At 70.3% G+C, this 24,581-nt stretch carries 27 protein-coding genes; 9 read left to right on the top strand and 18 right to left on the bottom strand.

Translation table 11 applies throughout. The features are described from left to right. Positions 1-3 precede the first annotated feature (3 nt). The 4 genes from DAERI_RS12640 to DAERI_RS12625 all read left to right on the top strand — a co-directional run bounded on the left by DAERI_RS12640 (position 4) and on the right by DAERI_RS12625 (position 4,719). Entirely contained in the window at positions 4-912 is a 909-nt protein-coding gene (locus DAERI_RS12640) for an NAD-dependent epimerase/dehydratase family protein (RefSeq protein WP_103129773.1), read from the top strand. Further along, the gene (locus DAERI_RS12635) at positions 909-3,122 is read left to right on the top strand and encodes an Agd3-related carbohydrate-binding protein (protein WP_103129772.1); all 2,214 of its coding nucleotides are present in this window, start codon (positions 909-911) and stop codon (positions 3,120-3,122) included. Before DAERI_RS12640 ends, DAERI_RS12635 begins: the two co-directional genes overlap by 4 nt. 71 nt (positions 3,123-3,193) lie before the next feature. Next, complete coding sequence (locus tag DAERI_RS12630; protein WP_235610369.1) at positions 3,194-3,829, top strand: putative glycoside hydrolase; 636 nt, start codon at positions 3,194-3,196, stop codon at positions 3,827-3,829. Next, a complete protein-coding gene (locus DAERI_RS12625) occupies positions 3,829-4,719 on the top strand; it encodes an MJ1477/TM1410 family putative glycoside hydrolase (protein ID WP_103129771.1) in 891 nt (296 codons plus the stop codon). The genes DAERI_RS12630 and DAERI_RS12625 overlap by 1 nt, the downstream gene beginning before the upstream one ends. Before the next feature lie 12 nt (positions 4,720-4,731). Here the strand turns inward: DAERI_RS12625 and trxA are convergent, their stop codons facing one another. The 3 genes from trxA to DAERI_RS12610 are packed head-to-tail and all read right to left on the bottom strand — an operon-like array spanning position 4,732 to position 6,840. Next, entirely contained in the window at positions 4,732-5,181 is a 450-nt protein-coding gene (gene trxA, locus DAERI_RS12620) for a thioredoxin (protein ID WP_103129770.1), read from the bottom strand. Next, a complete protein-coding gene (lipP1, locus tag DAERI_RS12615) occupies positions 5,174-6,124 on the bottom strand; it encodes a LipP1 family hormone-sensitive lipase (RefSeq protein WP_103129769.1) in 951 nt (316 codons plus the stop codon). Before lipP1 ends, trxA begins: the two co-directional genes overlap by 8 nt. Before the next feature lie 11 nt (positions 6,125-6,135). Beyond that, complete coding sequence (locus tag DAERI_RS12610; RefSeq protein ID WP_103129768.1) at positions 6,136-6,840, bottom strand: histidine phosphatase family protein; 705 nt, start codon at positions 6,838-6,840, stop codon at positions 6,136-6,138. Between the two features lie 168 nt (positions 6,841-7,008). Between DAERI_RS12610 and DAERI_RS12605 the strand changes: the two genes are divergently transcribed. The 4 genes from DAERI_RS12605 (at position 7,009) to DAERI_RS12590 (ending at position 10,420) form a co-directional block, all read left to right on the top strand. Beyond that, positions 7,009-7,770 (top strand): alpha/beta hydrolase family protein, encoded by a 762-nt coding sequence (locus DAERI_RS12605; RefSeq protein WP_103129799.1) that lies wholly within the window; start codon positions 7,009-7,011, stop codon positions 7,768-7,770. Between the two features lie 37 nt (positions 7,771-7,807). Beyond that, positions 7,808-9,649 (top strand): glycoside hydrolase family 2 protein, encoded by a 1,842-nt coding sequence (locus DAERI_RS12600; protein WP_103129767.1) that lies wholly within the window; start codon positions 7,808-7,810, stop codon positions 9,647-9,649. Between the two features lie 139 nt (positions 9,650-9,788). Then, entirely contained in the window at positions 9,789-10,025 is a 237-nt protein-coding gene (locus DAERI_RS12595; protein WP_103129766.1) for a type II toxin-antitoxin system Phd/YefM family antitoxin, read from the top strand. Further along, positions 10,022-10,420: a type II toxin-antitoxin system VapC family toxin gene (locus tag DAERI_RS12590; protein WP_103129765.1), complete on the top strand. Its 399-nt coding sequence runs from the start codon at positions 10,022-10,024 to the stop codon at positions 10,418-10,420. The genes DAERI_RS12595 and DAERI_RS12590 overlap by 4 nt, the downstream gene beginning before the upstream one ends. Before the next feature lie 60 nt (positions 10,421-10,480). Here DAERI_RS12590 and DAERI_RS12585 read toward each other — a convergent pair whose 3' ends face one another. The 12 genes from DAERI_RS12585 to DAERI_RS12525 are packed head-to-tail and all read right to left on the bottom strand — an operon-like array spanning position 10,481 to position 18,534. Then, entirely contained in the window at positions 10,481-11,590 is a 1,110-nt protein-coding gene (locus DAERI_RS12585; protein ID WP_103129764.1) for a phosphotransferase family protein, read from the bottom strand. After that, positions 11,587-12,396 carry an SDR family NAD(P)-dependent oxidoreductase gene (locus DAERI_RS12580; RefSeq protein WP_103129763.1) on the bottom strand — a complete coding sequence of 270 codons (810 nt, stop codon included), beginning with the start codon at positions 12,394-12,396 and terminating at the stop codon, positions 11,587-11,589. The genes DAERI_RS12585 and DAERI_RS12580 overlap by 4 nt, the downstream gene beginning before the upstream one ends. 11 nt (positions 12,397-12,407) lie before the next feature. After that, positions 12,408-12,818 carry a type II toxin-antitoxin system VapC family toxin gene (locus DAERI_RS12575; RefSeq protein ID WP_103129762.1) on the bottom strand — a complete coding sequence of 137 codons (411 nt, stop codon included), beginning with the start codon at positions 12,816-12,818 and terminating at the stop codon, positions 12,408-12,410. Next, positions 12,815-13,159 carry an AbrB/MazE/SpoVT family DNA-binding domain-containing protein gene (locus tag DAERI_RS12570; protein WP_103129761.1) on the bottom strand — a complete coding sequence of 115 codons (345 nt, stop codon included), beginning with the start codon at positions 13,157-13,159 and terminating at the stop codon, positions 12,815-12,817. Before DAERI_RS12570 ends, DAERI_RS12575 begins: the two co-directional genes overlap by 4 nt. Positions 13,160-13,188: 29 nt before the next feature. Continuing rightward, complete coding sequence (locus DAERI_RS12565) at positions 13,189-14,427, bottom strand: acyl-CoA dehydrogenase family protein (protein WP_103129760.1); 1,239 nt, start codon at positions 14,425-14,427, stop codon at positions 13,189-13,191. Continuing rightward, positions 14,424-14,780, bottom strand: coding sequence for a hypothetical protein (locus DAERI_RS12560; protein WP_103129759.1), 357 nt, complete (start codon positions 14,778-14,780; stop codon positions 14,424-14,426). The genes DAERI_RS12565 and DAERI_RS12560 overlap by 4 nt, the downstream gene beginning before the upstream one ends. Further along, positions 14,777-15,223, bottom strand: coding sequence for a PaaI family thioesterase (locus DAERI_RS12555; protein WP_165794193.1), 447 nt, complete (start codon positions 15,221-15,223; stop codon positions 14,777-14,779). The genes DAERI_RS12560 and DAERI_RS12555 overlap by 4 nt, the downstream gene beginning before the upstream one ends. After that, positions 15,220-16,434 (bottom strand): SMP-30/gluconolactonase/LRE family protein, encoded by a 1,215-nt coding sequence (locus tag DAERI_RS22820; protein WP_235610368.1) that lies wholly within the window; start codon positions 16,432-16,434, stop codon positions 15,220-15,222. The genes DAERI_RS12555 and DAERI_RS22820 overlap by 4 nt, the downstream gene beginning before the upstream one ends. After that, entirely contained in the window at positions 16,431-16,880 is a 450-nt protein-coding gene (locus DAERI_RS12540; protein WP_103129758.1) for a PaaI family thioesterase, read from the bottom strand. The genes DAERI_RS22820 and DAERI_RS12540 overlap by 4 nt, the downstream gene beginning before the upstream one ends. Then, positions 16,877-17,269: a nuclear transport factor 2 family protein gene (locus tag DAERI_RS12535; RefSeq protein ID WP_103129757.1), complete on the bottom strand. Its 393-nt coding sequence runs from the start codon at positions 17,267-17,269 to the stop codon at positions 16,877-16,879. Before DAERI_RS12535 ends, DAERI_RS12540 begins: the two co-directional genes overlap by 4 nt. Further along, positions 17,266-17,715 carry a MaoC family dehydratase gene (locus tag DAERI_RS12530; protein ID WP_103129756.1) on the bottom strand — a complete coding sequence of 150 codons (450 nt, stop codon included), beginning with the start codon at positions 17,713-17,715 and terminating at the stop codon, positions 17,266-17,268. The genes DAERI_RS12535 and DAERI_RS12530 overlap by 4 nt, the downstream gene beginning before the upstream one ends. A gap of 42 nt (positions 17,716-17,757) precedes the next feature. Further along, complete coding sequence (locus tag DAERI_RS12525; RefSeq protein ID WP_103129755.1) at positions 17,758-18,534, bottom strand: SDR family oxidoreductase; 777 nt, start codon at positions 18,532-18,534, stop codon at positions 17,758-17,760. A gap of 169 nt (positions 18,535-18,703) precedes the next feature. On the opposite strand from DAERI_RS12525, the gene DAERI_RS12520 reads away from it, so the two are divergent. After that, positions 18,704-19,588, top strand: coding sequence for a C39 family peptidase (locus DAERI_RS12520; protein WP_103129754.1), 885 nt, complete (start codon positions 18,704-18,706; stop codon positions 19,586-19,588). Positions 19,589-19,931: 343 nt separating this feature from the next. Here DAERI_RS12520 and DAERI_RS12515 read toward each other — a convergent pair whose 3' ends face one another. From DAERI_RS12515 to DAERI_RS12505, 3 genes are all read right to left on the bottom strand, one after another. Further along, complete coding sequence (locus DAERI_RS12515) at positions 19,932-21,176, bottom strand: DUF790 family protein (RefSeq protein ID WP_103129753.1); 1,245 nt, start codon at positions 21,174-21,176, stop codon at positions 19,932-19,934. Beyond that, positions 21,163-22,566, bottom strand: coding sequence for a DEAD/DEAH box helicase (locus tag DAERI_RS12510; RefSeq protein WP_103129752.1), 1,404 nt, complete (start codon positions 22,564-22,566; stop codon positions 21,163-21,165). Before DAERI_RS12510 ends, DAERI_RS12515 begins: the two co-directional genes overlap by 14 nt. A gap of 167 nt (positions 22,567-22,733) precedes the next feature. Further along, positions 22,734-24,530 (bottom strand): acyl-CoA dehydrogenase, encoded by a 1,797-nt coding sequence (locus tag DAERI_RS12505; protein WP_103129751.1) that lies wholly within the window; start codon positions 24,528-24,530, stop codon positions 22,734-22,736. Positions 24,531-24,581 lie beyond the last annotated feature (51 nt).

Below are 24,581 nucleotides of genomic sequence, written 5' to 3'. Positions count from 1 at the left end.
CGGATGACGCCCGCCTCCTCCCCCACCGCCCTGCTGCTCGGCGCGAACGGCTTTCTCGGCGGGCACCTCCACCGCGCGCTGAGGGAGGCCGGGCTGGACGTGCGCCTGCCCCCCGCCCACACCGACCTGACGGCCCTACCGGAGGCCGAGTGGGCCGCCCTGCTGGGCGGCGCGGGCGTGATCGTGAACGCGGCGGGACGGACGGGGGGGGACCTCCCGGCACTGACGCGGGCGAACGTCCTCCTCCCCGCCCGGGTGCTGGACGGCGCGGCGCGCACGGGTGCCCGGGTCGTCCACCTCGCCTCCGCCGCCGAGTACGGCCCGGTCCCCGAGGGGCACACCTCGCGCGAGGACGACCCCACCTGTCCCGTCTCGCCCTACGGGGCGACGAAGCTCGCCGGGACGCTGCTGCTCGACGAGGCCGCCCGCGCGGGCCGGGTGGACGCCCTCGCCCTGCGCCTGACCAACCCGGTCGGGGCGGGCATGAACGCGGGCACCCTGCCGGGCCGGGCGGCGCGGGAGTTGCGGGCGGCAGACGGACAAACCCCGGTGCGCTTCGGCCCGCTCGGCGCCCGGCGCGACTTCGTGGCCGTCCGGGACGTGACCCGCGCGGTGCTGCACGTCCTGCCCGGTCAGCCCGGCGCCGAACTCCGCGGCGTGGTGAACGTCGGCAGCGGCGAGGCCCGGCCCGTGCGCGACCTCGTGACCGTCCTCGCCCGGCTGTGCGGCTTCACGGGCGAGTGGCACGAGGACGCCCCCGGCAGCCCCCGCAGCGGGGACGTGCCCTACCAGCGCGCCGACCTCACACGCCTGAACGCTACCGGTTTCACCCCCCTCCACTCCCTCGAAGACGCCCTGGCCGAGCTGCTCGCGGCCCTTCCCGCCCCCCCGATCCCCCAAGGAGCCCCATGAAATCCCTCTCCCCCCTCCTGCCCCTGACGCTTCTCCTCGCCCTGACCGCCTGCGGTGGAGGTCCCTCCGCGACGACGCCAACCCCCGACACGAGCGGTGAGATCGTGGGCGAGAACGGCGTCAAGCTCAGCGAGATCACCCGCTATGGCGAGCCGCTCCACGCGGGCCACCATCATCCCGTGACTCCCGCCGGGGCAGTCCCCGGTGCCCCTCCCGGCGTCGTGGGTCCGCAGAGCCTGGGCGGGGCCGCACGCCCCGACCTGAGCGGCGCCCGGCTCGGCCCCGCCACGGTTCCCCATGGGGCTGCTCTCCGCGCCCAGGCCCTGCCCGCCAACGCGCAGACGAACAAAGTGGCGCTCAGAATCCTGGTGCTGCACGCGGGCGCGGGGGACTTCGGCCTGGGCCCGGCGCGGGCGCTGCTGCGCCAGCACGGCATCCCCTTCGACACCCTGGACGCGACCACCCAGGCGCTGACCCCCGAGCGGCTGGTCGGCCCCGACGGGGTGGGCCGCTACGCGGGCGTCATCCTGGCGAGCAACGCCCTGACGACTGAGAGTTCGCCCGGCATGTACACGAGCGCCCTGGACGACTCGGAATGGGCCACCCTGTTCGGGTACGAGGCGGCCTTCAAGGTCCGGCAGCTCGCCCTCTTCGGCTACCCCGGCGTGACCCCCGAGGACTACGGCCTGCGCGCGGTGCCGGGCACCGAGACGGCGAACACCGACGCCAGCGTGACCACCGCCGGGCGCGGGGTGTTCACCGACCTGACGAACCAGGCCGTGCCCGTGCGCCTGGCCTACACCTACCCCAGCCGGGTGGAGAGCGTGCCCGGCGTGAGCACCCAGCCTCTCCTTCAGGACGCGTCTGGGAACGTCCTGGCCGTCACGAGCACCGCCGCCGACGGGCGCGAGCGGCTGCTGCTCACCATGGCCGAGAACGAGTACATGAACCACACCCAGCTTCTCGGGCCGGGGCTGATCGGGTGGCTCACTCGCGGCGTCTTCCTGGGCGAGTACCGCCGCTTCCTGGGGGTGGACATCGACGACTGGTTCGCCGCCGACGACCGTTACGACGCCGCGACGCGCACCCTCGCCGCCGACAGCTACCGCCTGGGGGTTTCCGACGCCCTGGCGACCAAGGCCCAGCAGGAGACAGTGCGGCGCGACTTCCCCGTGGCCGCGAACTTCCGCTACGCGATCATGTACAACGGCCTGGGCGCGGACGTGCTCGCGCCGCGCACCTGCACGCCGGGCAGCAACGTGAGGGACCCCCTCAGCGCGGTCAGCAAGTGCCTGCGCTCGGATTTCGACTGGGTCAACCACACCCGCGACCACCCGCTGATGGACGTGATGAACCGGCAGGACAGCTTCGAGCAGATTTTCCAGAACACCCTGATCGGGCTCTTTATGGGCCTGAAGCTCAGCGAGAAGAGCCTGGTGACGGGCGAGATGAGCGGGTTGGGGTACAAGGAGCCCGCCGACGGCCAGCCCAAGCAGGACTACGGCCTGGCGGCGAGTAACCCGGCAATGCTCCAGGCCGCGCAGGCGAGCGGCGTGCGCTACCTCGCCTCCAACCGGAGCGTGGCGAGCCAGTGGAACGCCAACTGCCCGAGCTGCGGCATCTACCACCCCATGAACACGAACATTCTGCTGGTGCCGCGCTGGCCGGTCAACGTCTACTACTACGCCACCACCCCCGACGAGGCGGTCACGAGCTACAACGCGGTGTACGGCCCCGGCGGCACCGCCCCCTACTGGCCGAGCAACCTGACCTACCCCCAGTTCCTGGACCGGGAGAGCGACCTGGGCTTCCAGCATGTCCTGTCGGGTGCCGCGTGGCCCCACTACATGCACCAGACGAACCTGAACCAGTACGCCCCCGGCCACAGCCTGGCGACCGACTGGGTCCGCGCCGTGCTGACCAAGTACGCCGCCGCGAGCACCCTGCCCCTGAACACGCTGCGCTGGAACGACCTGGGCGCCTACGTGGACGCCCGCACCCGCTACGAGGGCGCCAAGGACGGCCTCACGGCGGTGTGGGACCGCTCCACGAACACCGTGCGGGTCAGCAGCGCCTCCGGCACCCCCCGCATCTTCATGACGGGCACGGCGGGTCCCGCGGGCGCCAGTGTCGAGACCTACGGCGGGCGCTCCATCGCCCTCTTCCCCGTCGGCACGGGCGGCACCACCGTGACCGTCACCCCGCGCTGAGGGGTTCTCACGCCGTCTACTACGGGCCGGGAACGGGAGCCGCGCTGCGCGACCTGGAGACCTTCAACACCGTGGTCGTCCAGCCGGGCCTCTACCGGCCCGCCGACCTGCGCGCCCTGCGGGAGGGGGGTACCCGGGTCCTGGGTTACCTGAGCGTGGGCGAGGACCACCCGCTCGGCGACCGGGCCTGCGTGCCGGGAAGCCGGCCCTACCACCGGGCGGTGAACCCCCACTGGGGGAGCGTGGCGGTGGACGCGGCGCACCCCGGCTGGCGCGAAGTGCTGCTTGAACGTGCCGCCGAAGCCCTCGCCCACACGGACGGCCTGCTCCTCGACACGCTTTGTAGTGCGGAGGAAGGCGCCACGGTCGACCGGGTGCGCGACATGCGGGAGGCGTGGCCGGGCGTGTACCTGCTCGCCAACCGGGGCTTTTCCCTCCTGCCCGGCCTCGCCCCGCTGGTAGACGGAGTCCTTATGGAGGCATTCGGGACGACCCATACGCCCCGGTACGGCCTGCATGACAGGATGGGCCTCGACTACACCGCCCACTGGCTCGCCGCCTGCCGCGCGGCTGGCCTGGAAGTGCTCGCTCTCGACTATGCCGACACGCCCGCGCTCGCCCGCCTCGCCCACGTTCACGCTGCCCGGTGGGACGTGCCCACCTTCGTGACCGACCGCGCCCTTTCCCTGCCCGGAGGCTGCCCCTGATGTTCCGCCCCGTCCTCCTTCTCGCCGCGCTGCTGTGTGGCTGTGCCGCCGCCGACGGCAGTTCCAGCCGCACGGACACCGCTCCCTCCCGTCACGCCCAGCTCGCCGCCGTCCGCACCTGGGGTGTCCAGCTCACCGGGTACGGCGACGCGGGGCTGCGCGGCGTGCGGGACTCCTCCTTTGATCTCGTCGTCGTGGACCCCACCCGCTGGGGGGACGGGGGGGCCTGGACCCCGGCGGAGGTGCGGGAGGCTGCGCGCGGGCGCCTCCTGATCGCCTACCTCAGCCTGGGGGCCGCCGAGAACTTCCGCGCGTACTGGCAGCCGGGGTGGAGGCCGGGCCAGCCCGCGTGGCTGCTGCGCCCCGACCCCGACTGGCCCGGCAACTACGACGTGGCGTACTGGGACCCGGCGTGGCAGGCCCTCGCCCTGCGCGAACTCGACCGGGTGATCGACCAGGGCTTCCACGGCGCGTACCTCGACCTGATCGACGCCTACGAACTCCACCCGGATAGGCCCACCGCCGCCGCCGAGATGGTGGCGTGGGTCTGCCGCGCCGCCGCCCACGCCCGGGCCCGCGACCCCGAGTTCCTGATCATCCCGCAAAACGCCGCGGCCCTTATCCGAGACCCCCGCTACGCCGCCTGTGTGGACGCGACCGGGCAGGAGGAGACGTTCGTGTACGCCACGAATCGGCCCACCGACTCGGAACGTCAGGTGGGCCAGCTCGCGCTCTACCGGTTGTGGCGGGCGGCGGGCAAGCCGGTCCTGACCCTGGACTACGCCTCGGACCCGGCCCTCGTGCGCGCGACGTACGAACGGGCGCGGGCCTCGGGGCTGGTGCCGTACGTGACAGACGTGGGGCTCGACCGGCTGCCGCCGGGACGCTGACCCGGCCAGGGATTATCTGGCCGCTTCCCCCCCGCCTCCCTGCCGCAGATAGGGCGCCAGCCGGGCGCTGAGCGTCCCCTTGGGCAGCGCGCCCACCCACGTCTCCGCCGGGCGACCATGCTCGAAGAGGATCAGGGTGGGGATGCTGCGGACCCCGTAGCGCCCCGACACGTCCGGGTTGCGGTCCACGTCGAGCTTGACCACCTTGAGTTTCCCGGCATGTTCGCGCGCCAGGTCCTCCAACACGGGCGCGACCGCCCGGCAGGGGCCGCACCACTCGGCCCAGAAGTCCACGAGCACCGGGACGGACGCCGTGACCTCGGCCCCGAACGTCGCGTCCGAGGCGCTGAGCAGCCAGGGCAGGGGGTGACCGCAGCGCCCGCACACCGGCACCTGCCCGGCGGGAGGGGTGCCCAGGCGATTTTTCGCCCCGCAGTGGACGCACACCGCAACGTCACTCACGGGCGCTCTCCTGCCGTGTCCCCAGTTCCGCCCCCAGCCACCCCGCCGCGCGGTCGAGCAGCCCAGCCGCAGCGGGCGAGAAGGCCGTCATGTTGGCAAAGCCGTGGATCATGCCGGGGCCGGGGAGGTGGTCGGCGCGGACCCCCGCCGCTTGAAGGGCCTCGGCGTAGGCCGCGCCCTCGTCGCGCAGGGGGTCGAACTCGGCGGTCATGACCAGGGCGGGGGGCAGGTCGTGAAGCCCGGCGGCGTGCAGCGGCGAGACGTGCGGATGCGCCCCATGTTCAGGGTCTTCGAGATACATCTGCGCGAAGAAGCGCATCCGCTCCTCCGTCAGGAAGAACCCCTCGGCGTTCTCGCGGCGGCTGGGGTAACGCCCGGTGTTCACGAAGTCCACGGCGGGGTAGATCAGCAGTTGGGCGCGGATGCGGGGGCCACCCTCGTCGCGGGCGCGCAGGGTGCAGGCGATGGCGAGGCTCGCCCCGGCGCTGTCCCCGGCCACGGCAAGGCGGGAGGAGTCGGCGCCCAGCTCCTCCCCGTGCGCGGCGGCCCAGAGCAGGGCGGCGTAGGCGTCCTCCACCCCGGCGGGAAAGCGGTGTTCGGGCGCGAGGCGGTACTCGACGCTCAGCACCGCTGAGTTCGCCCCCGCACACAGCTCGCGGCACACGCTGTCGTGCGTCTCGATGGAGTACGCGACGAAGCCGCCCCCGTGGAAATAGACGGTGAGCGGGTGCGGCCCCTCCCCTACCGGCGTGTACAGCCGGGCGGGCAGGTCGGAGGCCGGGCCCGGAATGGTGAGGTCGCGCGTCCCGGCGATTTCCACTGGACGCTTCGGGCTGCGGGCGGCGTTGGCGATCACGGCGGCACGCAGCTCCTCCAGTCCATTCGGCTGGGGGGCGGCGGCCATCTGGAGGAGGACTTCCTTGAGGTGGGGATCGAGGGCCATGCGGGTCTCCTTTAGCGCCAGGACGAGAGTTCTTCGGTGAGGTGGGCGGTCTCGTTGAACGAGTCGAGGCTGGCGCGGCCCCCACCGTAGGTCAGCCGGGTGAGGCTGCCGTTGCGAACACGCCAGTTGAGGGTGAGCGCACTCTCATCGGGGGCGCGCAGCACGGCGGCGACGGTGACGCCGATCACGCCGCCCGAGGAAAAGGCGAGGACGGTGCGGCCCGAGGGTCCGGCGAGGAGTTCGCGCAGGAAGGCGTGGACGCGGGCACGGAAGTCGGCCCACGCCTCCACCCCCGCGTGCGCGACCTCGCCCCGCAGGTAGGCGGCGGTGAGGGGTTCGAGCATCCGCTGAAGGTGCCGGTTGCGCTCCGGGCCGTGCTTTTCGCGCTCGTAGGTGCGGACCAGGGCGTCAAACTTCGGGTCACGGGCGGCGAGCAGCGGCGCGAGGGTCCGCGTCAGGCCGTCCCCGTCGTACTCCGCGAGGCGGGGGTCGGTGACGGGCTCGGGCCAGCCGCCCCCCGCCGCCTCGCAGGCCAGGCGGGCACTTTCCCGTTGCCGGACGAGGGAGCCCGAGATCACGTCCGTCGGCTCCAGCCCGGCCTCCGCCAGATAGGTGCCCACCGCCCGCGCCTGCGCCTCCCCGAGTGACGAAAGGCGGTCGGTGTCGGCCTCGAAGGGCGTGGCCTGGCCGTGGCGGACGAGGATCAGGGTACTCATGGGGAGGCGGGCTGGACGGCGTGCCCGGTCCCCCACGGTTGAATTCGGCTGTGGGGCACGTCGCCCAGCGTACTGCACCGGGGAGGCCTGTCAGGCAACAACCCGCCTCATCCGTCCTTGGGCAACCTCGTCACGAACCGGAACCTCCCCCCGCCCTACCCTCCCCGCATGCCGTCCGTCTCCCCTCCCGTCATCCAGGCCGAGCAGCGAGTTCCCGGGGGCACCCGCCTTCGTCTGGAGTGGCGGGTGGAGGGGGACTCCGTGCCCGCCCTCCTCCTGCTGCCGAACAGGGAGCCGGGGGTGAAGGTGCCCGCCGCCCTCCTCCTGCACGGCCTGACCTCGCGCGGGGAGGTGATGACGGACTCGGTGGGGCAGGTGCTGCTGCGACGGGGCGTCGCGTCCCTCGCCCCCGACCTGCCGCTGCACGGCTCGCGCGGCAATCCCCTGGAGCTGAATGGCCTGCGAAACCCGCTGGAGGCGGCCCGGCTGTGGCGCCTCGCCCTGCGGGAGGCGGGGGTCGCCGCAGAGTTCCTGCGGACCCACCCCGCCGTGGACCCGGGGCGGGTGGCCGTGGTGGGGTACTCGCTGGGCTCCTTCCTGGGGGCGGCCCTCGCCGCCCGGGAGCGAGAGGTGAGGGCGCTCGTGCTCGCGGCGGGGGGGGACCTGCCGCTGGGCACCCCGCTCACCACCCTCGCCCGCACGGTCGTGGACCCCCTTCGGGCGGTGCGGGGGCTCGGCTGCCCGCTGCTGATGGTGCATGGCCGCCGCGACCCGGTGATCCGGCCCGACCAGGCCGAGCGACTGTTCGCGGCGGCGCGGGAACCCAAGGAGCTGCGCTGGTGGAACGCCGGGCACAGCCTGCCTGCCGCCGCCATCGAGGACGCGGCGGACTGGCTGACCCGCCAACTGGGGGCGTCCGGCCAGGCGTAATCCCGGTCCCACCACCGGTTTAGAGTGGACCTGGCCTATGACCGAACCCCTGCACCCCCGCCCGCAGCTCACCCGCGCGTCCTGGACCGACCTGTGCGGCACCTGGCAGTTCGCGTACGACGACGAGAACCGCGGCGTGAAGGAACGCTGGTTCTCCCGCAAAGAGCCCTTTGGCCGCGAGATCACCGTGCCCTTTCCGCCCGAGTCGGCGGCGAGTGGGATTGACGACCCCGCCTATCACCCCGTTGTCTGGTATCGCCGCACCTTCACGGTCACGCCGGAGGACCGCGCCGGAAGGTTGTTGCTGCATTTCGGGGCGGTGGACTACCGCGCGCAGGTCTGGGTGAATGGGCAACTCGTCGCGCGGCACGAGGGCGGGCACGCTCCCTTCACCGCCGACCTCACGTCGGTCCTGACGGAGGATGAGGAGCAGGTCGTCACCGTCCGCGCCGAGGACGACCCCCGCGACCTCGCCCAGCCGCGCGGCAAGCAGGGCTGGAAGCCCGGGCCGCACGCGATCTGGTACCACCGCACGACGGGCATCTGGCAGCCGGTGTGGCTGGAGCGGGTGCCGGGGACGTACATCCGGTCGCTGCGGCTGACCCCCGACCTCGACCGCTCGGCGCTGCACGTGCAGGTCACGCTCAACGAGGCGCCGCGGGGGGAGTTGCGGCTGCGGGTCCGCCTCTTCCTGCGGGGCGAGCGGCTGGCCTCGGACCTCTACGAGTTGAACGGGGCGGAGCTGAGCCGGGACATCGCCCTCGACCAGGGGCGGCTGGTGCGCGACCACCGGGAAATTCTCTGGTCGCCGCGCCATCCCAACCTGGTGGACGTGGAGGTCACCCTCCTGCGCGGCGAGGAGGTCCTGGACGACGTGCGCTCGTACACCGGGCTGCGCAGCGCCCTGATCCGCGACGGCCACTTCCTGCTCAACCACTCGCCCTTCTACCCCAAACTTGTGCTCGCGCAGAACTACTGGCCGGAAAGCCACCTCGCCGCGCCTTCTGAGGAGGCCATCCGGCGCGAGGTCGAACTCGTCAAGGAACTCGGCTTCAACGGGGTCCGCATCCACCAGAAGGTCGAGGACCCCCGCTTCCTGTACTGGTGCGACCGGCTCGGCCTGCTCGTCTGGGGCGAGGCGGCCAATGCCTACACCTTCACGCCGGAATCTCAGGAACGCCTGACGCGCGAGTGGCTGGAGGTGCTGCGCCGCGACCACAACCACCCCTGTATCGTGACCTGGGTGCCGCTCAACGAGTCGTGGGGCGTGCCCAACCTGGAGCGCGACCCCGCGCAGCGCGACTTTGTGCGGGCCATGTACCATCTCACGAAAGCCCTAGACCCCTCGCGGCCCGCCATCGGCAACGACGGCTGGCAGCTTGTGGCGGGGGACATCCTGGGCATCCACGACTACACGCCGGAGGGCAAGACCTTGCTGGAACGCTACGGCACCCGCGAGGCGGTCGAGCGCACCCTCACCTCGGTCCAGCCCGGCCACTACCCGCTGCTGCCCGCGTCCCGGGTGCGGGCCGGGGAGCCCGTCATGCTCACCGAGTTCGGCGGCATCAGCTTCGCGCCCTCGCAGGGCGAACGCTGGTGGGGGTACGGCACCGTTCAGGACGAGGAGGCCTTCCTGACCAAGTACGCCGAACTGGTGGGCGCCGTGCTGGACTGCGAGGGCATCGCGGGATTCTGCTACACCCAGCTCACCGACACCGAGCAGGAGAGCAACGGCCTGCTGCACGCCGACCGCCGCCCCAAGATGAACCCCGCCCGGCTGCGGGCCATCAACGGTGGCTACCCCCGCTCCATGCCCGCCGAGTTCCTGATCGAGACGCACCTCGCCGCCGAGAGCCGTGACGACGAGGTGAGGCGGTAGGAAGATCGGGCGGGAGGAGCAGCCCGAGAACCGCAGTCTTGCTCAACGTCGCCTTCAGAAGGACCGGGCCACCCCATCCCCTCACCGGGCGGACGTCACCCTTCCCCCGAAAGAGAACCAACAAATGTAGACTAACAGGGTGAAGACCCTCAACGTTCACGAGGCCAAAACCCACCTCTCCAGCCTTCTGGACGATGTCGAGCAGGGTGAGGAGATCCTCATCGCCCGCTACGGCAAGCCCGTCGCCAAGCTCGTCCCGCTTGGATTGCCGGAGGAGCGCCCGCTCGGCTTCTACCTCATCGCCTTCCAGCATGACCTCGCCGCCCCCTCGGAGGACGACCTCCTGCGCGACTTCGAGGGGGACGCCGGCCTGTGAAGGCCCGCTACCTCCTCGACACCCACACGTTCGCCTGGGCGGTGGGCGCCCCGGAACTGCTCAGTGAGCACGTCCGTGCCCTCCTGCGCGATCCGGGGAACACCGTCCTGATCAGCGCCGCGAGCATCTGGGAGATGAGCATCAAGCATCACCTGGGCAAGTGGCCCGAGGTCGCGCCGTTTCTGGACGAGGCCCACTACCGCCAGTTAACCACGCGGCTCCGCGCGGGGGAATTGCCCATCGGGCACGCCCATGCCCGCCTGGCCGGCCAGTGGAACGTGACGCACCGGGACCCCTTTGACCGTGTTCTGGCGGCCCAGGCCACGTTCGAGGGCGTGCCGATCCTGAGCAAGGACCCCCTGCTGGACCTGTTCCCCACCGTAAGGGTCTGGTAGCCCCTCCCTGGTCCGGCTCTGCCCCCGCAGGAGGCACCGAGCAGGGAGGTCGCCCTTACCTCACCCTATTTGGGGGGCAACCTCCGGCTCCCCCGTTCCCCCGCCCTCCACCTCCCCGATCCGGCGCCACGCCTCGCCGATCAGCCACTGCGCCTGCCCCCCCAGCGGCGCGAAGCGGGGGTCGCTCGTCTGCCCGGCGCGGTAGCGGGCGTAAATCTGAATGACGATCACGGCGAGCTTGAAGTGACCCAGCACCTCGTACCACGCCACGCCCCCCACGTCGCGCCCGGAACGTTGGGCATACCGCGCCAGGAATTCCCCCCGGCTGAGGTAACCCGGCGCGTTCGCCCCCACGTGGTTCGCCTCCCGGCCCGGCTGCTCGGGCATCGTCCAGTACGTCAGGGTCAGCCCCAGGTCCACCAGCGGGTCGCCCACCGTGGTCATCTCCCAGTCGAGCAGGGCCACCACGCGGGAGGGGTCCCCCGGGTCGAGCATCAGGTTGTCGAGCTTGAAGTCGTTGTGGACGAGGGTGTGCGCGGACTCGGCGGGCGTGTGCGCCAGCAGCCAGGCGATCACGTCCTCGTCGTGAAGTTCCTCGGGCGGGGGCAGGTCGTCCGTGCGGGCGCGGCGCCAGCGGGAGGCCCAGCCCTCGACCTGCCGGGTGTTGAAGCCCTCGGGCTTGCCCAGGTCACGTAATCCCGCCGCGTCGATATCGACCGCGTGCAGGTCCGCCAGCGTGTCCACCAGCGCCTCCGACAGTTGCCGGGGAGCATCGGGAAGAGCCGCGTACTCGGGCGGGAGTTTCGTCCGCACGACCGTGCCCCGCCGCCGCTCCATCAGGTAAAAGGGGGCGCCGATCACGTCCGCGTCCTCCACGAGCAGCACGGGCCGGGGCGCGACGGGCAGCACCGGATGCACCCGCTCCAGCAGCCGGTATTCGCGCGGCATGTCGTGCGCCTTCGCCGCCACCGGGCCGAGGGGCGCGCGCCGCAGGACGTACTCCTGATCTCCCAGCCGCACGAGGTAGGTCAGGTTGGAGAAGCCGCCCGGAAACTGCTCGACGGCCAGGCGGTCCACGTCGCCCTCCACCTTGCCGCGCAGCGCCTCCCGCAGGGCGTCCAGCGGCAGTTCCTCGCCCGGGCGGACGGGGGCGGTGTCTGGACGGGTCACGGGTGGCCCTCCGTGCGCGGCGCGTCCCCCCCGAACGCCTGCCCGCCCGCCAGAAGTGCCATCGCCTTTTCACGCAGCCGCCGCATCTTGCCGATCCAGCCGTCGTAGTCGTTCGCCTTGTTCTGGAAGGCCTGGAGGGTGGTGGGGTGCGTGGTGATGAGAAAACCGTCGCGCCGCAGCACCTCGAGCGTCTTTTCCACGAGTTCATCGGTCGTGATCGCCGTCTGCTGGAGGATGGGCGCGTTCTGGATCATGGGCGTCCAGACGCCCTCGGGGCAGAGGCAACTGACCTTGATGCCCCGGTCCGCGTAGGTGATCGCCAGCCATTCGGCGAAGGCGAGCGCCCCGTGCTTCGTGACGGCGTAGGGGGCGGAATGCAATTCTGTCAGCAGCCCCGCCGCCGAGGCTGTGTTCAGGAAGTATCCCTCGCCGCGTTCCAGGTAATGTGGGAGGAGGTGCCGGGCGGCCCAGACGTGGCTCATCACGTTGATCCGGTGGATGAGGTCCCAGTCCTTATCGGGCGTCTCCGGCCCCGCGCCGATGGCGATTCCGGCATTCGAGCAGAAGAGGTCGATGCGGCCCTCCTGCCCCAGCACGTCCGCGATCAGGGCAGAAACACCCTCCTCCCGCGAGACATCCGCCGCGAAGAACCGCGCCCCGATCTCGGCAGCCTTCTGCTCCCCCACCCCCGCGTTGCGGTCGGAGGCGATCACGGCCCCACCCTCCCGGGCGAAGCGCGTGGCGAGCGCGAGGCCGATGCCGGAAGCGGCGCCGGTGACGACGATGATTTTGTTCTGGAATTCCATCTCTGGGCTCCTTACTTGAACGTCAGCACTTCCAACTTGGGAAAAGAGGTGTAATCCGCCGGGTTCAGGGTGAAGAGGGGCAGGCCGCCGACCTCCGCGTGGGCGCCTATGAGGTAGTCGGTCAGGATGCGGCGGGAAAGCCCACCGCCGGAAGCGCGGCGGCGGGTGACGTATTCCGCGTGTGCCTCTCCAACTCGCTTCCAGACGGCGCGGCCAAGGACCCAGTCCACCTCAATGCCGTACTCGCGTAACCAGCCCTCCGCGTCGGGTTGGGAAGGCGTCAGCTCCGCTGCGACGGGTCCACACACCAGGAGTCCACGAGCCCCGCTCAGGAAGTCCAGAACAGCCTCAGCTTTCGGCTCCCCAACGAGTACCGTCAGGAGCACATTGGTGTCGAGGCAAAGGAGCGGCGGCAGGCTCACTCTTCCCCGCGCTCCCACAACAGGTCCTCAACGTAGGTGATTTTCCTGACGCCCGGTCCACTTTGCAGAATCTCCCGGTCGCCCGGGTCATGCCGCATGTCGCTGATGTACTCGTCCACGGTCATGCCGTCCGGCAGAGTGAGCGTCCCCAGCGCCTCGCGCAGGCTGCGGCGACGACGCGCTGCGGGCGTAACGGTCACGTCCTCCCCCCTCTTCACGAACTTCACCTGGCTCCCGGCCTTCAGGTGCAGAGCCTCGCGCAAATCCTTGGGCAGGGTGATCTGGCCCTTGCTCGTTACAGTGGCGTAGTAGACCTCTTCCTCCGTCAGCTTCGTCGCCATTCCTTACCCGCCTCCTTACCAGCAGCGTATCACCGCCGCCCGAGGTCCACCCCCTGCCGCCGCAACTCCTCCTTCGCCACCGTCTCGGTGTGGACGATGTCGGGGCCGTCGGCGAGGCGCAGGGTGCGGGCCTGCGCGTACATGTTGGCGAGCGGCGTGTCCTGGCTGACCCCCGCGCCGCCGAACACCTGGATGGCGCGGTCAATCACCCGCAGGGCGACGTTCGGGGCCACCACCTTGATCGCCGCGATCTGCCCGCGTGCCGCCTTGTTGCCCACCGTGTCCATCATGTGCGCGGCCTGGAGGGTCAGCAGCCGGGCCTGGTCGATCTCCATGCGGCTGTGCGCGATGGCCTCCCGCACGTGCTGATGCGCGGCGAGCGGTTTGCCGAAGGCGACCCGGCTGGCAGCCCGCTCAATCATCAGCTCCAGCGCCCGCTCCGCCTGCCCGATCAGGCGCATGCAGTGGTGGATGCGGCCCGGCCCCAACCTTCCCTGAGCGATCTCGAAGCCCCGGCCCTCGCCGAGCAGGATGCTCCCGGCGGGCACCCGCACGTTCTCGAAGGTCATTTCGGCGTGGCCGTGCGGGGCGTCGTCGTAACCGAAGACCGTGAGCATCCGCTCGATGGTCACGCCCGGCGCGTTCATGGGGACCAGGATCATGGACTGCTGGAGGTGCCGCTCCGCCTGCGGGTCCGTCTTGCCCATGAAGATGCTGACCGCGCAGCGGGGATCGCCCGCCCCGCTCGTCCACCACTTGCGGGCGTTGATGACGTACTCGTCGCCGTCGCGCGCAATGCTCGCCTGGATATTCGTGGCGTCGCTGCTCGCCACCTCCGGCTCGGTCATGGAGAAGGCGGAGCGGATCTCGCCGTTGAGGAGGGGAATGAGCCACTGTTCCTGCTGCTCGGGGGTGCCGTAGCGGGCGAGCACCTCCATATTGCCCGTGTCGGGCGCGTTGCAGTTGAAGACCTCAGGCGCCCACCACACCCGGCCCATGACCTCGCACAGCGGGGCGTACTCCAGGTTGGTCAGGCCCGGCCCGAACTTGCCATTCGGATCGCTGGCGGGCGGCAGGAAGAGGTTCCACAGCCCCTGCTCGCGCGCCCTGGGCTTGAGGTCCTCGATGAGCTGCACATGCTCCCAGCGGTTGCCCTCGTTCACCTGGCGGTGGAACTCGGCCTCGTTGGGGTAGATGTACTCGTCCATAAAGGCGGCCAGGCGGGCGCGCAGATCGGTGGTGCGGGGGGACGTGTCGAATAGGGTCATAGAGGTTCCTCCTCGCCATCAAGGGGCGGAGTCAGGGGGCGAAAGCCCGCGCGGTCGCCCTCGATGCTGATCAGGGCGTCCCGGTACACGCCGCCGCCCACACGGCGCAGCACCAGCCCGAGGGCCAGCAGGCGGTCCAGCACAGCCTCGGCCTGTTCCATCAGCGCCGGGCTGTCGTCGTCGGCCACCCGCTCGGCGAGCGCGGCGTCCTCGTCGAACAGGGCGCGGTAGGGCTCAAACTCGGGCGTCGGCTCGAAATCGCAGTGGACGGCGAACATCTCGCTGTCCGTGACGGTGAGGCGGCCCAGGGTCTCCCCGTCCCGCTCCAGGGTGTACACGGTGCCCGGCCTCATGTCCCGGTCTCCCTGGACGGCCGCCCGCCCACGGGTGTGATGCTCGCCAGGGCCGCCGCAACGAGGGTGTCCTCTCCCCCGCTGCGGGCGTACACCTCGGCGCGGACGACCACCTGGCGGCGCCCCGCCCGCAGCACCTCCCCGCGGGCCCACAGCACCTCACCCCTCGCGGGGGCGAGCAGGTTCAGCTTGTACTCGGAGGTCACCACGTCCCCGGCGAGGGTGGAGGCGGCCCAGGCACTCACCGTGTCGGCCAGGTAACCGACCACCGCCCCGTGCGCGGCGCCGTGGTGCTGGGTCAGGTCGGGCCGCAGGTCGAGTTCGATCTCCGCGAGCCCGGCCTCCAGCCGCTTCAGGCGGGTGCCCATAAAGCGCGTGAAGCCGCTCGTCTCTGCCGCGAGCCGGAGCCGTTCGCGGGCGGCGCTCAGGTCCGGGTCCGTCATGAGCGCACCTGGGAGATGGGCACGCGGGCGAGGGTGTCCCCATGGAGCGAACTCAGGATCAGGTTGTCCCCGACCGGGAGCACCTGGGTGATGTAACCGTAGCTGTCCGGCCCGCTCCCCTGGGCGAAGGCGACGGGGCGGCCCCCGAGGTCGAGCCCGACGAGCATGGACTCCTCGGGGAGGGGGAGGTGGGCACGTTCGGCGATCCGGGCGACCACCCGCCGCAACCAGGGCCGCTGCGCCGTCGCGTCCAGCAGCGGCGAGCGCCTACTGGGCAGCGCGACCCAGAAGGTGCCCGCGCCGTCGTAGCGCACGTTGTCCGGGTAGCCGGGGAGGTTGTCCGCGAAGACCTCCAGCGTTCCGGCCCGCTCGCCCTCACGGCGAGACGGCTCCGGCTCCCGAACCTCCGGAAAGGCACCGGAGGTTCGTCCACCTCCACCGCCCCGCCTCTGTCGCTTCTCGCTCCGCTCGGTTGATTCTGGCGAATCAACGCGATCTTTGTTCAGCCACAGGCGGTGAACCCGCGCGGTGCCCGTCTCGGTCACGAGGAGGTACGCCTCGTCCGGGCCGAGCGTGACCCCGTTCGGGAAGTTCAGGCCCCGCGCCAGCACGGTCGTCTCCCCCGTCCCCAGGTCGTGCCGCAAGACCCGCCCGTGCCCCCCGTGTTCCAGCAGGTCGAGGAGTTCGTGCGGCCAGCCGTATTCGCTCGAAGCGTCGGTGAAATACACGAAGCGGCCCGCCCGGTCCACGTCGAGGTCGTCCGTGAAGCGGAAGGGCACGCCCTCGGCGCTGGTGGTCAGGACCCGGACCTCTCCCCCCTCCGGCCCCACCCGCAGCAGGCCGCGCAGGGCGTCGGCGATCAGGAGGCTGCCGTCCGGGTGAAAGCGCAGGCCGAGGGGACGGCCGCCCGTGTCGGCGAAGACTTCGGGAGCCGTGCCATCCGGCTGAAAACGGACGATGGCGCCCCCCTCAAAGCCGGAGTAGAGGCGGCCCTGGGCGTCCACCGCCACGGATTCGGGTGCCGTTTTGCCCGGCACGGGGGCGAAGAGTTCAGCCGCGTTCAGCCGCCCGTTGTCGGCGTAAGGCCCCCCCGTGCGGGAAGGAACGAGGCCCGGCCCCTCCCAGGCCACCGGGCGAACCCGCGTGGGCGCGAGGAGAAGCCAGCCCACGCCCGCGCCGAGGGTCAGGCCGAGGAGGGTGCGGAGCCTCATGAAGCCCCTCCCGCCGGAGGCACGTCCGCCGTCACGATGGTGCCCAGCGCCGTGGCGACGAGCTTTTCCCCGCCCTCCTGCACAGCGAAGAGGTCACAACGGGTCACCGCCTGCCGTTTCCCGGCGCTGATGACGCTTCCCCGGGCGACGAGCGCCTCACCCACCGCCGGCTTCAAAAAGTTGATCTTGAACTCCGAGGTGAGCACGCTCGGCCCCAGCGCCGCCGCCCCCATAAAGGTGAGGGCGATGTCCGCGAGCGCGGCCTGCACACCGCCGTGCGCGAAGCCGTGGTGCTGGGTGAGGTCGCGGCGGAAGGGCACCCGCACGACCACGCCCGTGGGCGACATCTCCTCCACCCGCGCGCCGACAAGGACGCTGAAGGGCTGCGAGTCGAGCACACGCTGGGCGAAGGCGACGGCCTGGGCTTCACTCCTGGTCCGGGTCATGGGTTCTCCCCCTGCGGGACGAGGGTGGCGTGTTCGGCCAGGAGTTGCCAGCGGCCCCCATCCCGGACGAAATGTGCCGACCAGAGGAACGTGCGGTCGAACGGTCGGCCCGCATGTTCTCCCTGAACGCGCTCGTAGAAGGTGGCGACCGCACTCCCGCCCACCTCGCTGATCGTCAGAGCCGTTGGGGTGACCGAGGTGTAGCGCCGGACCTCCTCCAACGCCCGCCAGCCCTCCAGGTGGGGCTGCCTCCCCTCGCGGCGACCGTCGGCGCCGACGAACACGTAAAGGGGATGGGCCACCCGGCCGAAGAACTCGGCGGCGTGCCCGGCCACGGCAGCGGCGGCGAAGTCCAGGATCAGCCGCTCCGGCTCTTCCGTGCCCGTCATAGGTACACCCGCATCACCGTTTCAGCGGTCGCGGCGGGCTTGGGTGCCCCCTCGATCTCGATGGTGTTGCCCACGGTGAGTTGGGCGTACCCGGCGCCGTCCTCGACGTTAAGCAGCACGGCGCGGTTTCTCAGGCGGCTGCCGACCGGGACGGGGGCGATGAAGCGTACGCGGTTCAGGCCGTAGTTCACGACCATCCGCGCCCCCTCCAGCCGGGGAGCGCCGCCCGCCGTCATGAGGTGCCCCGCCAGCAGCGAGAGCGTCAGGAAGCCGTGCGCGATGGGGCCGCCGAAGGGGGTCTGTGCGGCCCGCTCGGGGTCCACGTGGATGAACTGGTGGTCGCCCGTCGCGTCGGCGAACCCACTCACCATCTCCTGACTGACGGTGACCCACTCGGAGAGGGCGATTTCCTGGCCCACACGGGCGCGGAGGTCTTCAAGGTGCATGGGTCCTCCTGGGGTCAGTGTCCGGGCTTTGGCTGACCACTCCTAAATTGCCGTCACGCCGCCGTCCACCGCGATGTTCTGCCCGGTCATGTACGCCGAGGCGTCGCTGGCGAGCAGCAGGGCGAGGCCCTTGAGGTCTTCGGGACCGCCCAGACGGCCCAGGGGCGTGGCGCCGATGATGGTTTCCTCCCCGTAGGCGATGGTTCCCTTCGTCATCTTGGTGGGGAAGTAGCCGGGGCAGATGGAGTTGACGGTGACGCCGTACTTCGCCCACTCGGAGGCGAGCGCGCGGGTGAGGTTCACGACCGCGCCCTTGGAGGTGTTGTAGGCGACCGTGCCCATCATGCGGGGGCTGTTGCCCTTGAGCCCGGCGACCGAGGCGACGTTCACGATGCGGCCCGCCCGGGCGGGGATCATGCACCGCCTGCCCACCGCCTGGGTGAGCAGGAAGAGGCCATTGACGTTCAGGTTGATGACCTTGAGCCACGCCTCGAAGGGATGCTCCTCGGCGGGTGCGCCCCAGGTGGCCCCGGCGTTGTTGACGAGGATGTGAATGGGGCCGACCTCGCCCACGATGCGCTCGACGAGCGGCTCGATGGTCTCGAACTGCGAGAGGTCGTTCTGGTAGACGTGCGCGGTGATGCCCATTCCGGTGAGGTGGGCTCTGGCCTCGTCCAGCTCGTCCTGCTTGCGGGCGGTCAGGACGACGGTGGCGCCGTACTCGCCCAGCCCCTCGGCGATTTGCAGGCCGAGGCCGCGCGAGCCCCCGGTGATGAGGGCGACTTTGCCGGTCAGGTCGAAGAGTTCCTTGAGTGCCATGAGGATGCCTCCGGGTGAGTTGTGCCGGGCGAAAACGGTCACCCCACCATAGGAAAAATGTACGTGCGCGTCAATTTTGAACGCCCGGGGACATTCGCGGACGTACGATATTAAATGGATATTTATTCGGGATACTTCCCAGGGGGCACCGCACCCGGCAAGCTGGGGCATGCCGCGCCGCCTGCTTCCCCTCGCTGTCTGCGCCATCCTGGGAACCGCCTCTGCCCTTCCCGCCAGCGTGACCCTGAAAAATCTCCCCTACGACCGCCAGGGGCCGGACAACTGCGGGCCCGTCACGGCGCTCACCATCGCGGGCTACTACGGCACGCGGATCACCCAGGCGCAGGCCGCGAACGCCCTCAAGGACTCGGCGCGCGACCCGCAGGTGACGAGCCTGGAACTCGCCGACTACCTGGGCCGCTTCGGGCTGCGGAGCGTGATCCGGTACGCGGGCACGCCGGAACTGCTGCGCGACCTCGTGTCCCGCGGGCTGCCCGTCGTGGTGCAGCAGCGCCTCCAGCCCGGCAGCAACGTGGCGCACTTCCGCACCGTGTACGGCTACGAGCGGGGCCGCTTCCTGACCTCCGACCCCCTGCGCGGCTCCCGGCTGTGGCTGGGCGAGGCCGAGCTGATGGACCTCTGGCACTACTACAACGGCGAATACATGGTCTCTTACCCGCCGAACAAGGAGGGCGAGGTCCGGGCCGCCCTGGGCGAGGACTTCAGCGCGGCGGCCAACTGGCGCAACCTCAAGCAGATCGGCGAGAGCAACGTCAAGGCGCGTCCGGGCGACCCCTACAACTGGTGGGGACTGGGCAAGGCCAACCTGCGCCTGGGTCTGGTGGGCGCCGCCGCCGAGAACTTCGCGCGGGCCGCCGAACTGGGCGTCCCCACCATCTATTACCTGTACCGCCAGGAAGCGTTTGAGGCCTGGTCCCGGTCAGGCGACCACGACAAGACGCTGAAATACGCCCAGCTTGCCCTGAGAATTGACCCGCAGAGCAAGGAACTCCTGAAATTCCGCAACCTGGCCCGGGAGGCACTGGGGGGGTAGGAGTCCCTCGGGTCTCCCAGCTTTCGGCAGATGTGTTGGTTCCCCCCATGAATTCGGCGGTGAACAGCCCCGTTCTGAACGGTGGTCCGGTACGTTTTCCGGGGTATTGAGATTTCGCCCCGCCGGGAGGGCGAGCCCGTTCACCCCCTCCCGGCCTCCCCCCTCAAGGGGGAGGGGCAAAAACTACGTCCTGAAGCAGTTTTCTGGAACTTTGAATTGGGAAAGTGACCAAGACTCACCGGAGCTTTGCGGAAGCGGATGTGCAAGGGTTCCTACAGGTCGCTGAGCCGACCACTCGACGGTTACTCCACACTCCAGCCTCGGCGCTCAGCACCTCCCCTATTCAAGCCGCCGTCGCCGAGCCCAGGAGCCGTTCCGCCACCGACAGCACGTCCCTGGGCGGGAGGACGCCCTTGAACCAGATCAGGCGCTCGTCGAAGTCGCTGGGGTCCACCCCCGCCCGCTCCAGGTTCAGGCGTTCGGAGACGCAGACGATCACGTCCCGGCGCCCCGACTTCCTGAGCAGCTCGAACTTCTTCCGCAGGTACTCCGGGCGCCAGTAGCCCACGATCTCCACCAGCACGCTGCGGCCATCCGGGTGGACCAGGCGGAAGTCGGGGATGATCACCCCGCCGGGCACGGGAACGAGATCAACCTCGCGCTCCAGCCCCCACGGAGTGTCCAGCTTGGCGAAGCGGTCGCTGAAGCCCGCCTCCAGGGCGCTGTCGTGCTCCTCGGGCGGCTTGTAGTGGCTCACGTAGCCGTCCTCGCTGGTGAGCTGGAAGGACCACTCCTCGTCCCCCGGGTCCACCCAGGCGAGGTCCTTGCGGGGCTTGAGAGTGGCCGTCAGGTCCCATTTTGTGACGTGGAGCAGGGCGGGCAGGAACTTCGCCAGCGCCAGGCCGTAGCGCGTCGTGCCCCCGAAGAGGGAGGTCGGGCCGTCCATCGTGAGCGTGAAGCCGTAGTTCGCGTCCCCCTCCACCGTCACCATCAGGCCGAAGAACTTCGTGTACTTGAGCATTTGCTTGTAGCGGGCGGGCTCGTTACGCCGGGCGGTGATGATCAGGCTGTAGGCGCGGTAGAGCATCCCCTGGGCTTGGGCGAGATTGAAGCGCTCCAGCAACTCCCGCGGCTCGGGCGGATCGAAGGCCACGAGCCGCTGCTGGTCCGGCAGGTCGGCGTAGAGCAGTTCGGAAACGTCCTCCGCCCGCAGCCGGGTCTCCCCGGAGAGGGCCGCCGCCGCCTGCTCCAAGATCAGCGTCCGGCGGTGGCGACTGGGCGGATGGGCCTGGGCCAGCTCGAACACCTTCGCCCGCACCGCCCCCGGCTCCACGTCGCCCCCAGTCTCGAAGGTGGCGGCGCCGGTCGCCAACAGGTGGGCCATTCCCCGCAGCACCTTGAAGTCCTGCCGCCCCGCCTCCAGCGCCTTGAGGTCCTCGTCCAGGTCCAGGCGGCGTTTGCCGATGTTCGCCTCGAAGGCAGCGATGGCCTGCTCGGCCAGCCGGAGGTTGTTCGTCGTGGCCTTGAGCCGCCGGGGCTCGACCAGCCCGGCCTTCACGCGGAACATCAGCAGGTCAGTGGGGAGCATTCAGGTCCTCCCAGGTGGGGGTGAAGGCGGCCTGGCCGGGCTGCCACTGGCCGCGGCGCTGCTGGCTGACCCGCTCCTCACTGGTGCCCTCGGTGACGACCTCGTACAGCACGGCGTTCTTGCCCTCCGCCTTCCGCAAAATCCGGCCCAGGCGCTGGATGTGTTCGCGCTCCGTCGCCGTGCCCGAGAGGACGACCGCCACGCTCGCCTCCGGCACGTCCACCCCCTCGTTGAGCACGCGGCTGGTCACGAGGACCCGGTAGGCCCCGCTCCTAAATTTCTCCAGCAGGGCGTGGCGCTCGCGCACCGGGGTCTGGTGGGTGATCGCGGGAATCAGGAAGTCGTGGCTGATCCGGTAGACGGTGGCGTTGTCGTCCGTGAAGATCAGCGTGCGCTCGGAGGGGTGGTTCGCCAGGAGTTCCTCCAGCACGCGCAGCTTACCCTCGGTGCCGTAGGCCATGCTGCGGGCCTCCCGGTGGGCGCGCATGGCGGCCTTGCCCTGCGGGGTGCCGGTGCTCAGGATGAACTGCTGCCACCCCTCCAGATTGCCCAGCCGGATGTTGTCGCGCCGCAGGAAGTCGTTGCGCTGCCGGATCAGGTCGTCGTAGTGGCGCTGCTCGGCGGGGCTCAGCCGCACCTTGATGATGACCTCGCGGTAGTCCGCCAGGGTGTCCCCCGCCAGGTCCTCCGGGGCGCACTGGTACACCACCGGGCCGACGAGGTCTTCCAGGTGGACCTCCCGCCCGTCGCCGCGTTTGGGGGTCGCGGTCAGGGCCAGCCGGTAGGGCGCCAGGCCCAGCTCGGCCACCGAGCGGTGGAAGTCGCTCGGGAGGTGGTGGGCCTCGTCGAAAATCTGGAGGGCGTACCTTCCCGCCAACTGCTCGGCGTGGATGGCGGCGGAGTCGTACGTGCTGATCAGGATGGGCGTCTCGTCCCGGCTGCCGCCGCCGAGCAGGCCGATCTGCGCGTCGGGGAAGGCCGCGAGCAGCCCGGAATACCACTGGTGCAGCAGGTCGAGGGTCGGCACGCAGATCAGGGTGCTGCGCGGCGTGTCCCGCATCGCCAGTTGCGCCACGAGCGTCTTGCCCGCCCCGGTGGGGAGGACGACCACGCCGCGCCGACCCGCCTTTTTCCAGGCGTTCAGCGCGAGTTGCTGGTGGGGGTAGGGGGTGACCTCGCGGGCGTAGCCGAGTTCAAGTTTCTGGAAGGTCGCGGCCTCGTCCCGGACGGGGACACCGGCCTCCCGCAGCCGCTCCATCACGTCCCGGTACGCCTTGCCCGGCGCACGCCAGGACTGGCTGCGGGCGTCCCAGACGAAGAGACCCGCCACAGCCTCGGGGACCTCGTACATCACGAGGGTGCCCCGGTCGAGCCGCAGGGCGTATGCCATTGGAAGGCCATGCTACCGGGGGAAGGTCAGGCTCATCCTTCCCGATATGACGATTGCTGACGGGGCAGTCGGATCAGGCACGGGGGTGAAGCGGGCTTTCCCCGCCTGGCCGCAACTCTGTTCCCCTGAACGACAAAGGTTCTACACCTCGGCCGCCCCCGGTGGGCTCAGAACCAGGCGTCCTGCATGTCGAAGGTCGTGCGGTCGGCACTCGCCAGCAGGTCGGCGTGCGCCCTCACCTTGGGCAGTTCGTGCGTGGCGAAGAAGCGGGCGGCCTGGAGTTTGCCCCGGTAGAAGTCGGCATCGTCGCCGCGCGCCCCGGGCAGTCTTTGCGCCGCCGTGACCGCCTGCCGCAGCCACATCCAGCCGATGACCGTGTGCCCCATCATCTCCAGGGCGCTGTTCGCGTTGGCGAGGAAGAGGTCCGGCCCGAGTTCGGGCGCCTGGCCGAGGATGGTCTGGAGGGCCGCGCCGCTCTGGTTGAGCGCCTTGACGACGGCCACGCGAATCTCGTCCAGTCCTTCTAACCCCTCCGACGCCTCCAGGTCCGCCTGAATCCGTTCGAGGAGGACTTGTAGCCCTCGCCCGCCCGATTGCGTCACCTTGCGGCCCAGCAGGTCGTTGCCCTGAATCCCCTCGGTCCCCTCGTGGATAGGGTTGAGGCGGTTGTCGCGGTAGTACATCTCGACGGGGTAGTCGCGGGTGTACCCGGCACCGCCCATGACCTGGATGGCGTCGCTGAGCGCCTCCTGGCTGTACTTGCTCGGCCAGCTCTTCACGATGGGCGTGAGGAGGTCGAGGAGGAGTTCGTTGTCCCGCCGCGTCTCCCCCGGCCCGGTCTCGATCTCGTCCTCCAGGTGGGCGGCGTAGAGGCCCAGCGCGAGGCCGCCCTCCACGAAGCTCTTCTGCCGCAGCAGCAGGCGGCGCACGTCGGCGTGTTCGATGATGCGGACGGGCGGGCTCGCCGCGTCCTTGTTGCTCGCGTGCCGCCCCTGCCGCCGGTCGCGGGCATACTCCAGGCTGGCGAGGTACCCCGCGTAGCCCAGCATCACCGCGCCCATCCCCACCCCGATGCGGGCGCCGTTCATCATGTGGAACATGTAGCGCAGGCCCTGGCCCGGCTCGCCGATCAGTTCCCCAAGGGTTTCGCCGCCCTCACCGAAGTTCAGCAGCGTGTTTGTCGTGCCCCGGTAGCCCATCTTGTGATTCAGGCCCGCCAGGACGACGTTGTTGGACTCACCGACGCTGCCGTCCGGCTGGACCCGGTATCTCGGCACGATGAAGAGGGAGATGCCCCTCACGCCCGCCGGGGCGCCCTTGATCCGCGCCAGGACGAGGTGGATGATGTTCTCCGACAGCTCGTGCTCGCCCGCCGAGATCCACATCTTCGTGCCGGAGATGGCGTAGGTGCCGTCCCCTCTCGGCGTGGCGCTCGTCGTGATGTCCGCCAGCCCCGACCCCGCGTGCGGCTCGGAGAGGGCCATCGTGCCGAACCAGCGGCCTTCGAGGAGGGGCAGCATGTATTTTTGCTGCTGCTCCGGCGAGGCGAAGACCCGTTGCAGATTCGCGTTTCCGATGGTCAGGAAGGGATAGCTGCTCGTGCCGATGTTCGCGGCCTTGAAGTGCGCGTGCATGGCCTGCGCGACGACGTTGGGCAGTTGCAGCCCGCCCAACTCCTCGTCGGCGTGGGCGCTGAAAAAGCCCGCCTCGCGGAAGGCTTTCATCGCTTGTTCGGCGGCGGGGACGAGCTTGACTTTCCCATCCACCACATGCGGCTCGTTCAGGTCCGCCTCGCGGGCGTGGTTGGCGAAGTAGCGGTCGGCGACGTTGTAAGCGAGGCCGAGAATGTCGTCGTACACCTCACGCGAGTGTTCGGCGAAGCGGGGGCGCCCGGGCAGGGCAGCGGTGTCCAGCACCTCGTAAAGCTGAAATTGCAGGTCACGGCGGGAGAGGAAGGGGGCCATGTGGGGACTCCTTGGGGTGAAATTGCGGTCAGCTTAGGCCGGAGTGTCCGT

It is taken from the genome of Deinococcus aerius, assembly GCF_002897375.1.
GTDB classification, from domain to species: domain Bacteria; phylum Deinococcota; class Deinococci; order Deinococcales; family Deinococcaceae; genus Deinococcus; species Deinococcus aerius.
This window is presented reverse-complemented; position numbering and strand designations above follow the sequence as displayed.

Bases quoted from the DNA above. Each gene is read 5' to 3' on its own strand.
- DAERI_RS12640 (WP_103129773.1), top strand. From the start codon at position 4: ATGACGCCCGCCTCCTCCCCCACCGCCCTGCTGCTCGGCGCGAACGGC.
- DAERI_RS12635 (WP_103129772.1), top strand. From the start codon at position 909: ATGAAATCCCTCTCCCCCCTCCTGCCCCTGACGCTTCTCCTCGCCCTG.
- DAERI_RS12625 (WP_103129771.1), top strand. From the start codon at position 3,829: ATGTTCCGCCCCGTCCTCCTTCTCGCCGCGCTGCTGTGTGGCTGTGCC.
- lipP1 (WP_103129769.1), bottom strand. From the start codon at position 6,124: ATGGCCCTCGATCCCCACCTCAAGGAAGTCCTCCTCCAGATGGCCGCC.
- DAERI_RS12610 (WP_103129768.1), bottom strand. From the start codon at position 6,840: ATGAGTACCCTGATCCTCGTCCGCCACGGCCAGGCCACGCCCTTCGAG.
- DAERI_RS12605 (WP_103129799.1), top strand. From the start codon at position 7,009: ATGCCGTCCGTCTCCCCTCCCGTCATCCAGGCCGAGCAGCGAGTTCCC.
- DAERI_RS12600 (WP_103129767.1), top strand. From the start codon at position 7,808: ATGACCGAACCCCTGCACCCCCGCCCGCAGCTCACCCGCGCGTCCTGG.
- DAERI_RS12580 (WP_103129763.1), bottom strand. From the start codon at position 12,396: ATGGAATTCCAGAACAAAATCATCGTCGTCACCGGCGCCGCTTCCGGC.
- DAERI_RS12570 (WP_103129761.1), bottom strand. From the start codon at position 13,159: ATGGCGACGAAGCTGACGGAGGAAGAGGTCTACTACGCCACTGTAACG.
- DAERI_RS12565 (WP_103129760.1), bottom strand. From the start codon at position 14,427: ATGACCCTATTCGACACGTCCCCCCGCACCACCGATCTGCGCGCCCGC.
- DAERI_RS12560 (WP_103129759.1), bottom strand. From the start codon at position 14,780: ATGAGGCCGGGCACCGTGTACACCCTGGAGCGGGACGGGGAGACCCTG.
- DAERI_RS12555 (WP_165794193.1), bottom strand. From the start codon at position 15,223: ATGACGGACCCGGACCTGAGCGCCGCCCGCGAACGGCTCCGGCTCGCG.
- DAERI_RS22820 (WP_235610368.1), bottom strand. From the start codon at position 16,434: ATGAGGCTCCGCACCCTCCTCGGCCTGACCCTCGGCGCGGGCGTGGGC.
- DAERI_RS12540 (WP_103129758.1), bottom strand. From the start codon at position 16,880: ATGACCCGGACCAGGAGTGAAGCCCAGGCCGTCGCCTTCGCCCAGCGT.
- DAERI_RS12535 (WP_103129757.1), bottom strand. From the start codon at position 17,269: ATGACGGGCACGGAAGAGCCGGAGCGGCTGATCCTGGACTTCGCCGCC.
- DAERI_RS12530 (WP_103129756.1), bottom strand. From the start codon at position 17,715: ATGCACCTTGAAGACCTCCGCGCCCGTGTGGGCCAGGAAATCGCCCTC.
- DAERI_RS12525 (WP_103129755.1), bottom strand. From the start codon at position 18,534: ATGGCACTCAAGGAACTCTTCGACCTGACCGGCAAAGTCGCCCTCATC.
- DAERI_RS12520 (WP_103129754.1), top strand. From the start codon at position 18,704: ATGCCGCGCCGCCTGCTTCCCCTCGCTGTCTGCGCCATCCTGGGAACC.
- DAERI_RS12515 (WP_103129753.1), bottom strand. From the start codon at position 21,176: ATGCTCCCCACTGACCTGCTGATGTTCCGCGTGAAGGCCGGGCTGGTC.
- DAERI_RS12510 (WP_103129752.1), bottom strand. From the start codon at position 22,566: ATGGCATACGCCCTGCGGCTCGACCGGGGCACCCTCGTGATGTACGAG.
- DAERI_RS12505 (WP_103129751.1), bottom strand. From the start codon at position 24,530: ATGGCCCCCTTCCTCTCCCGCCGTGACCTGCAATTTCAGCTTTACGAG.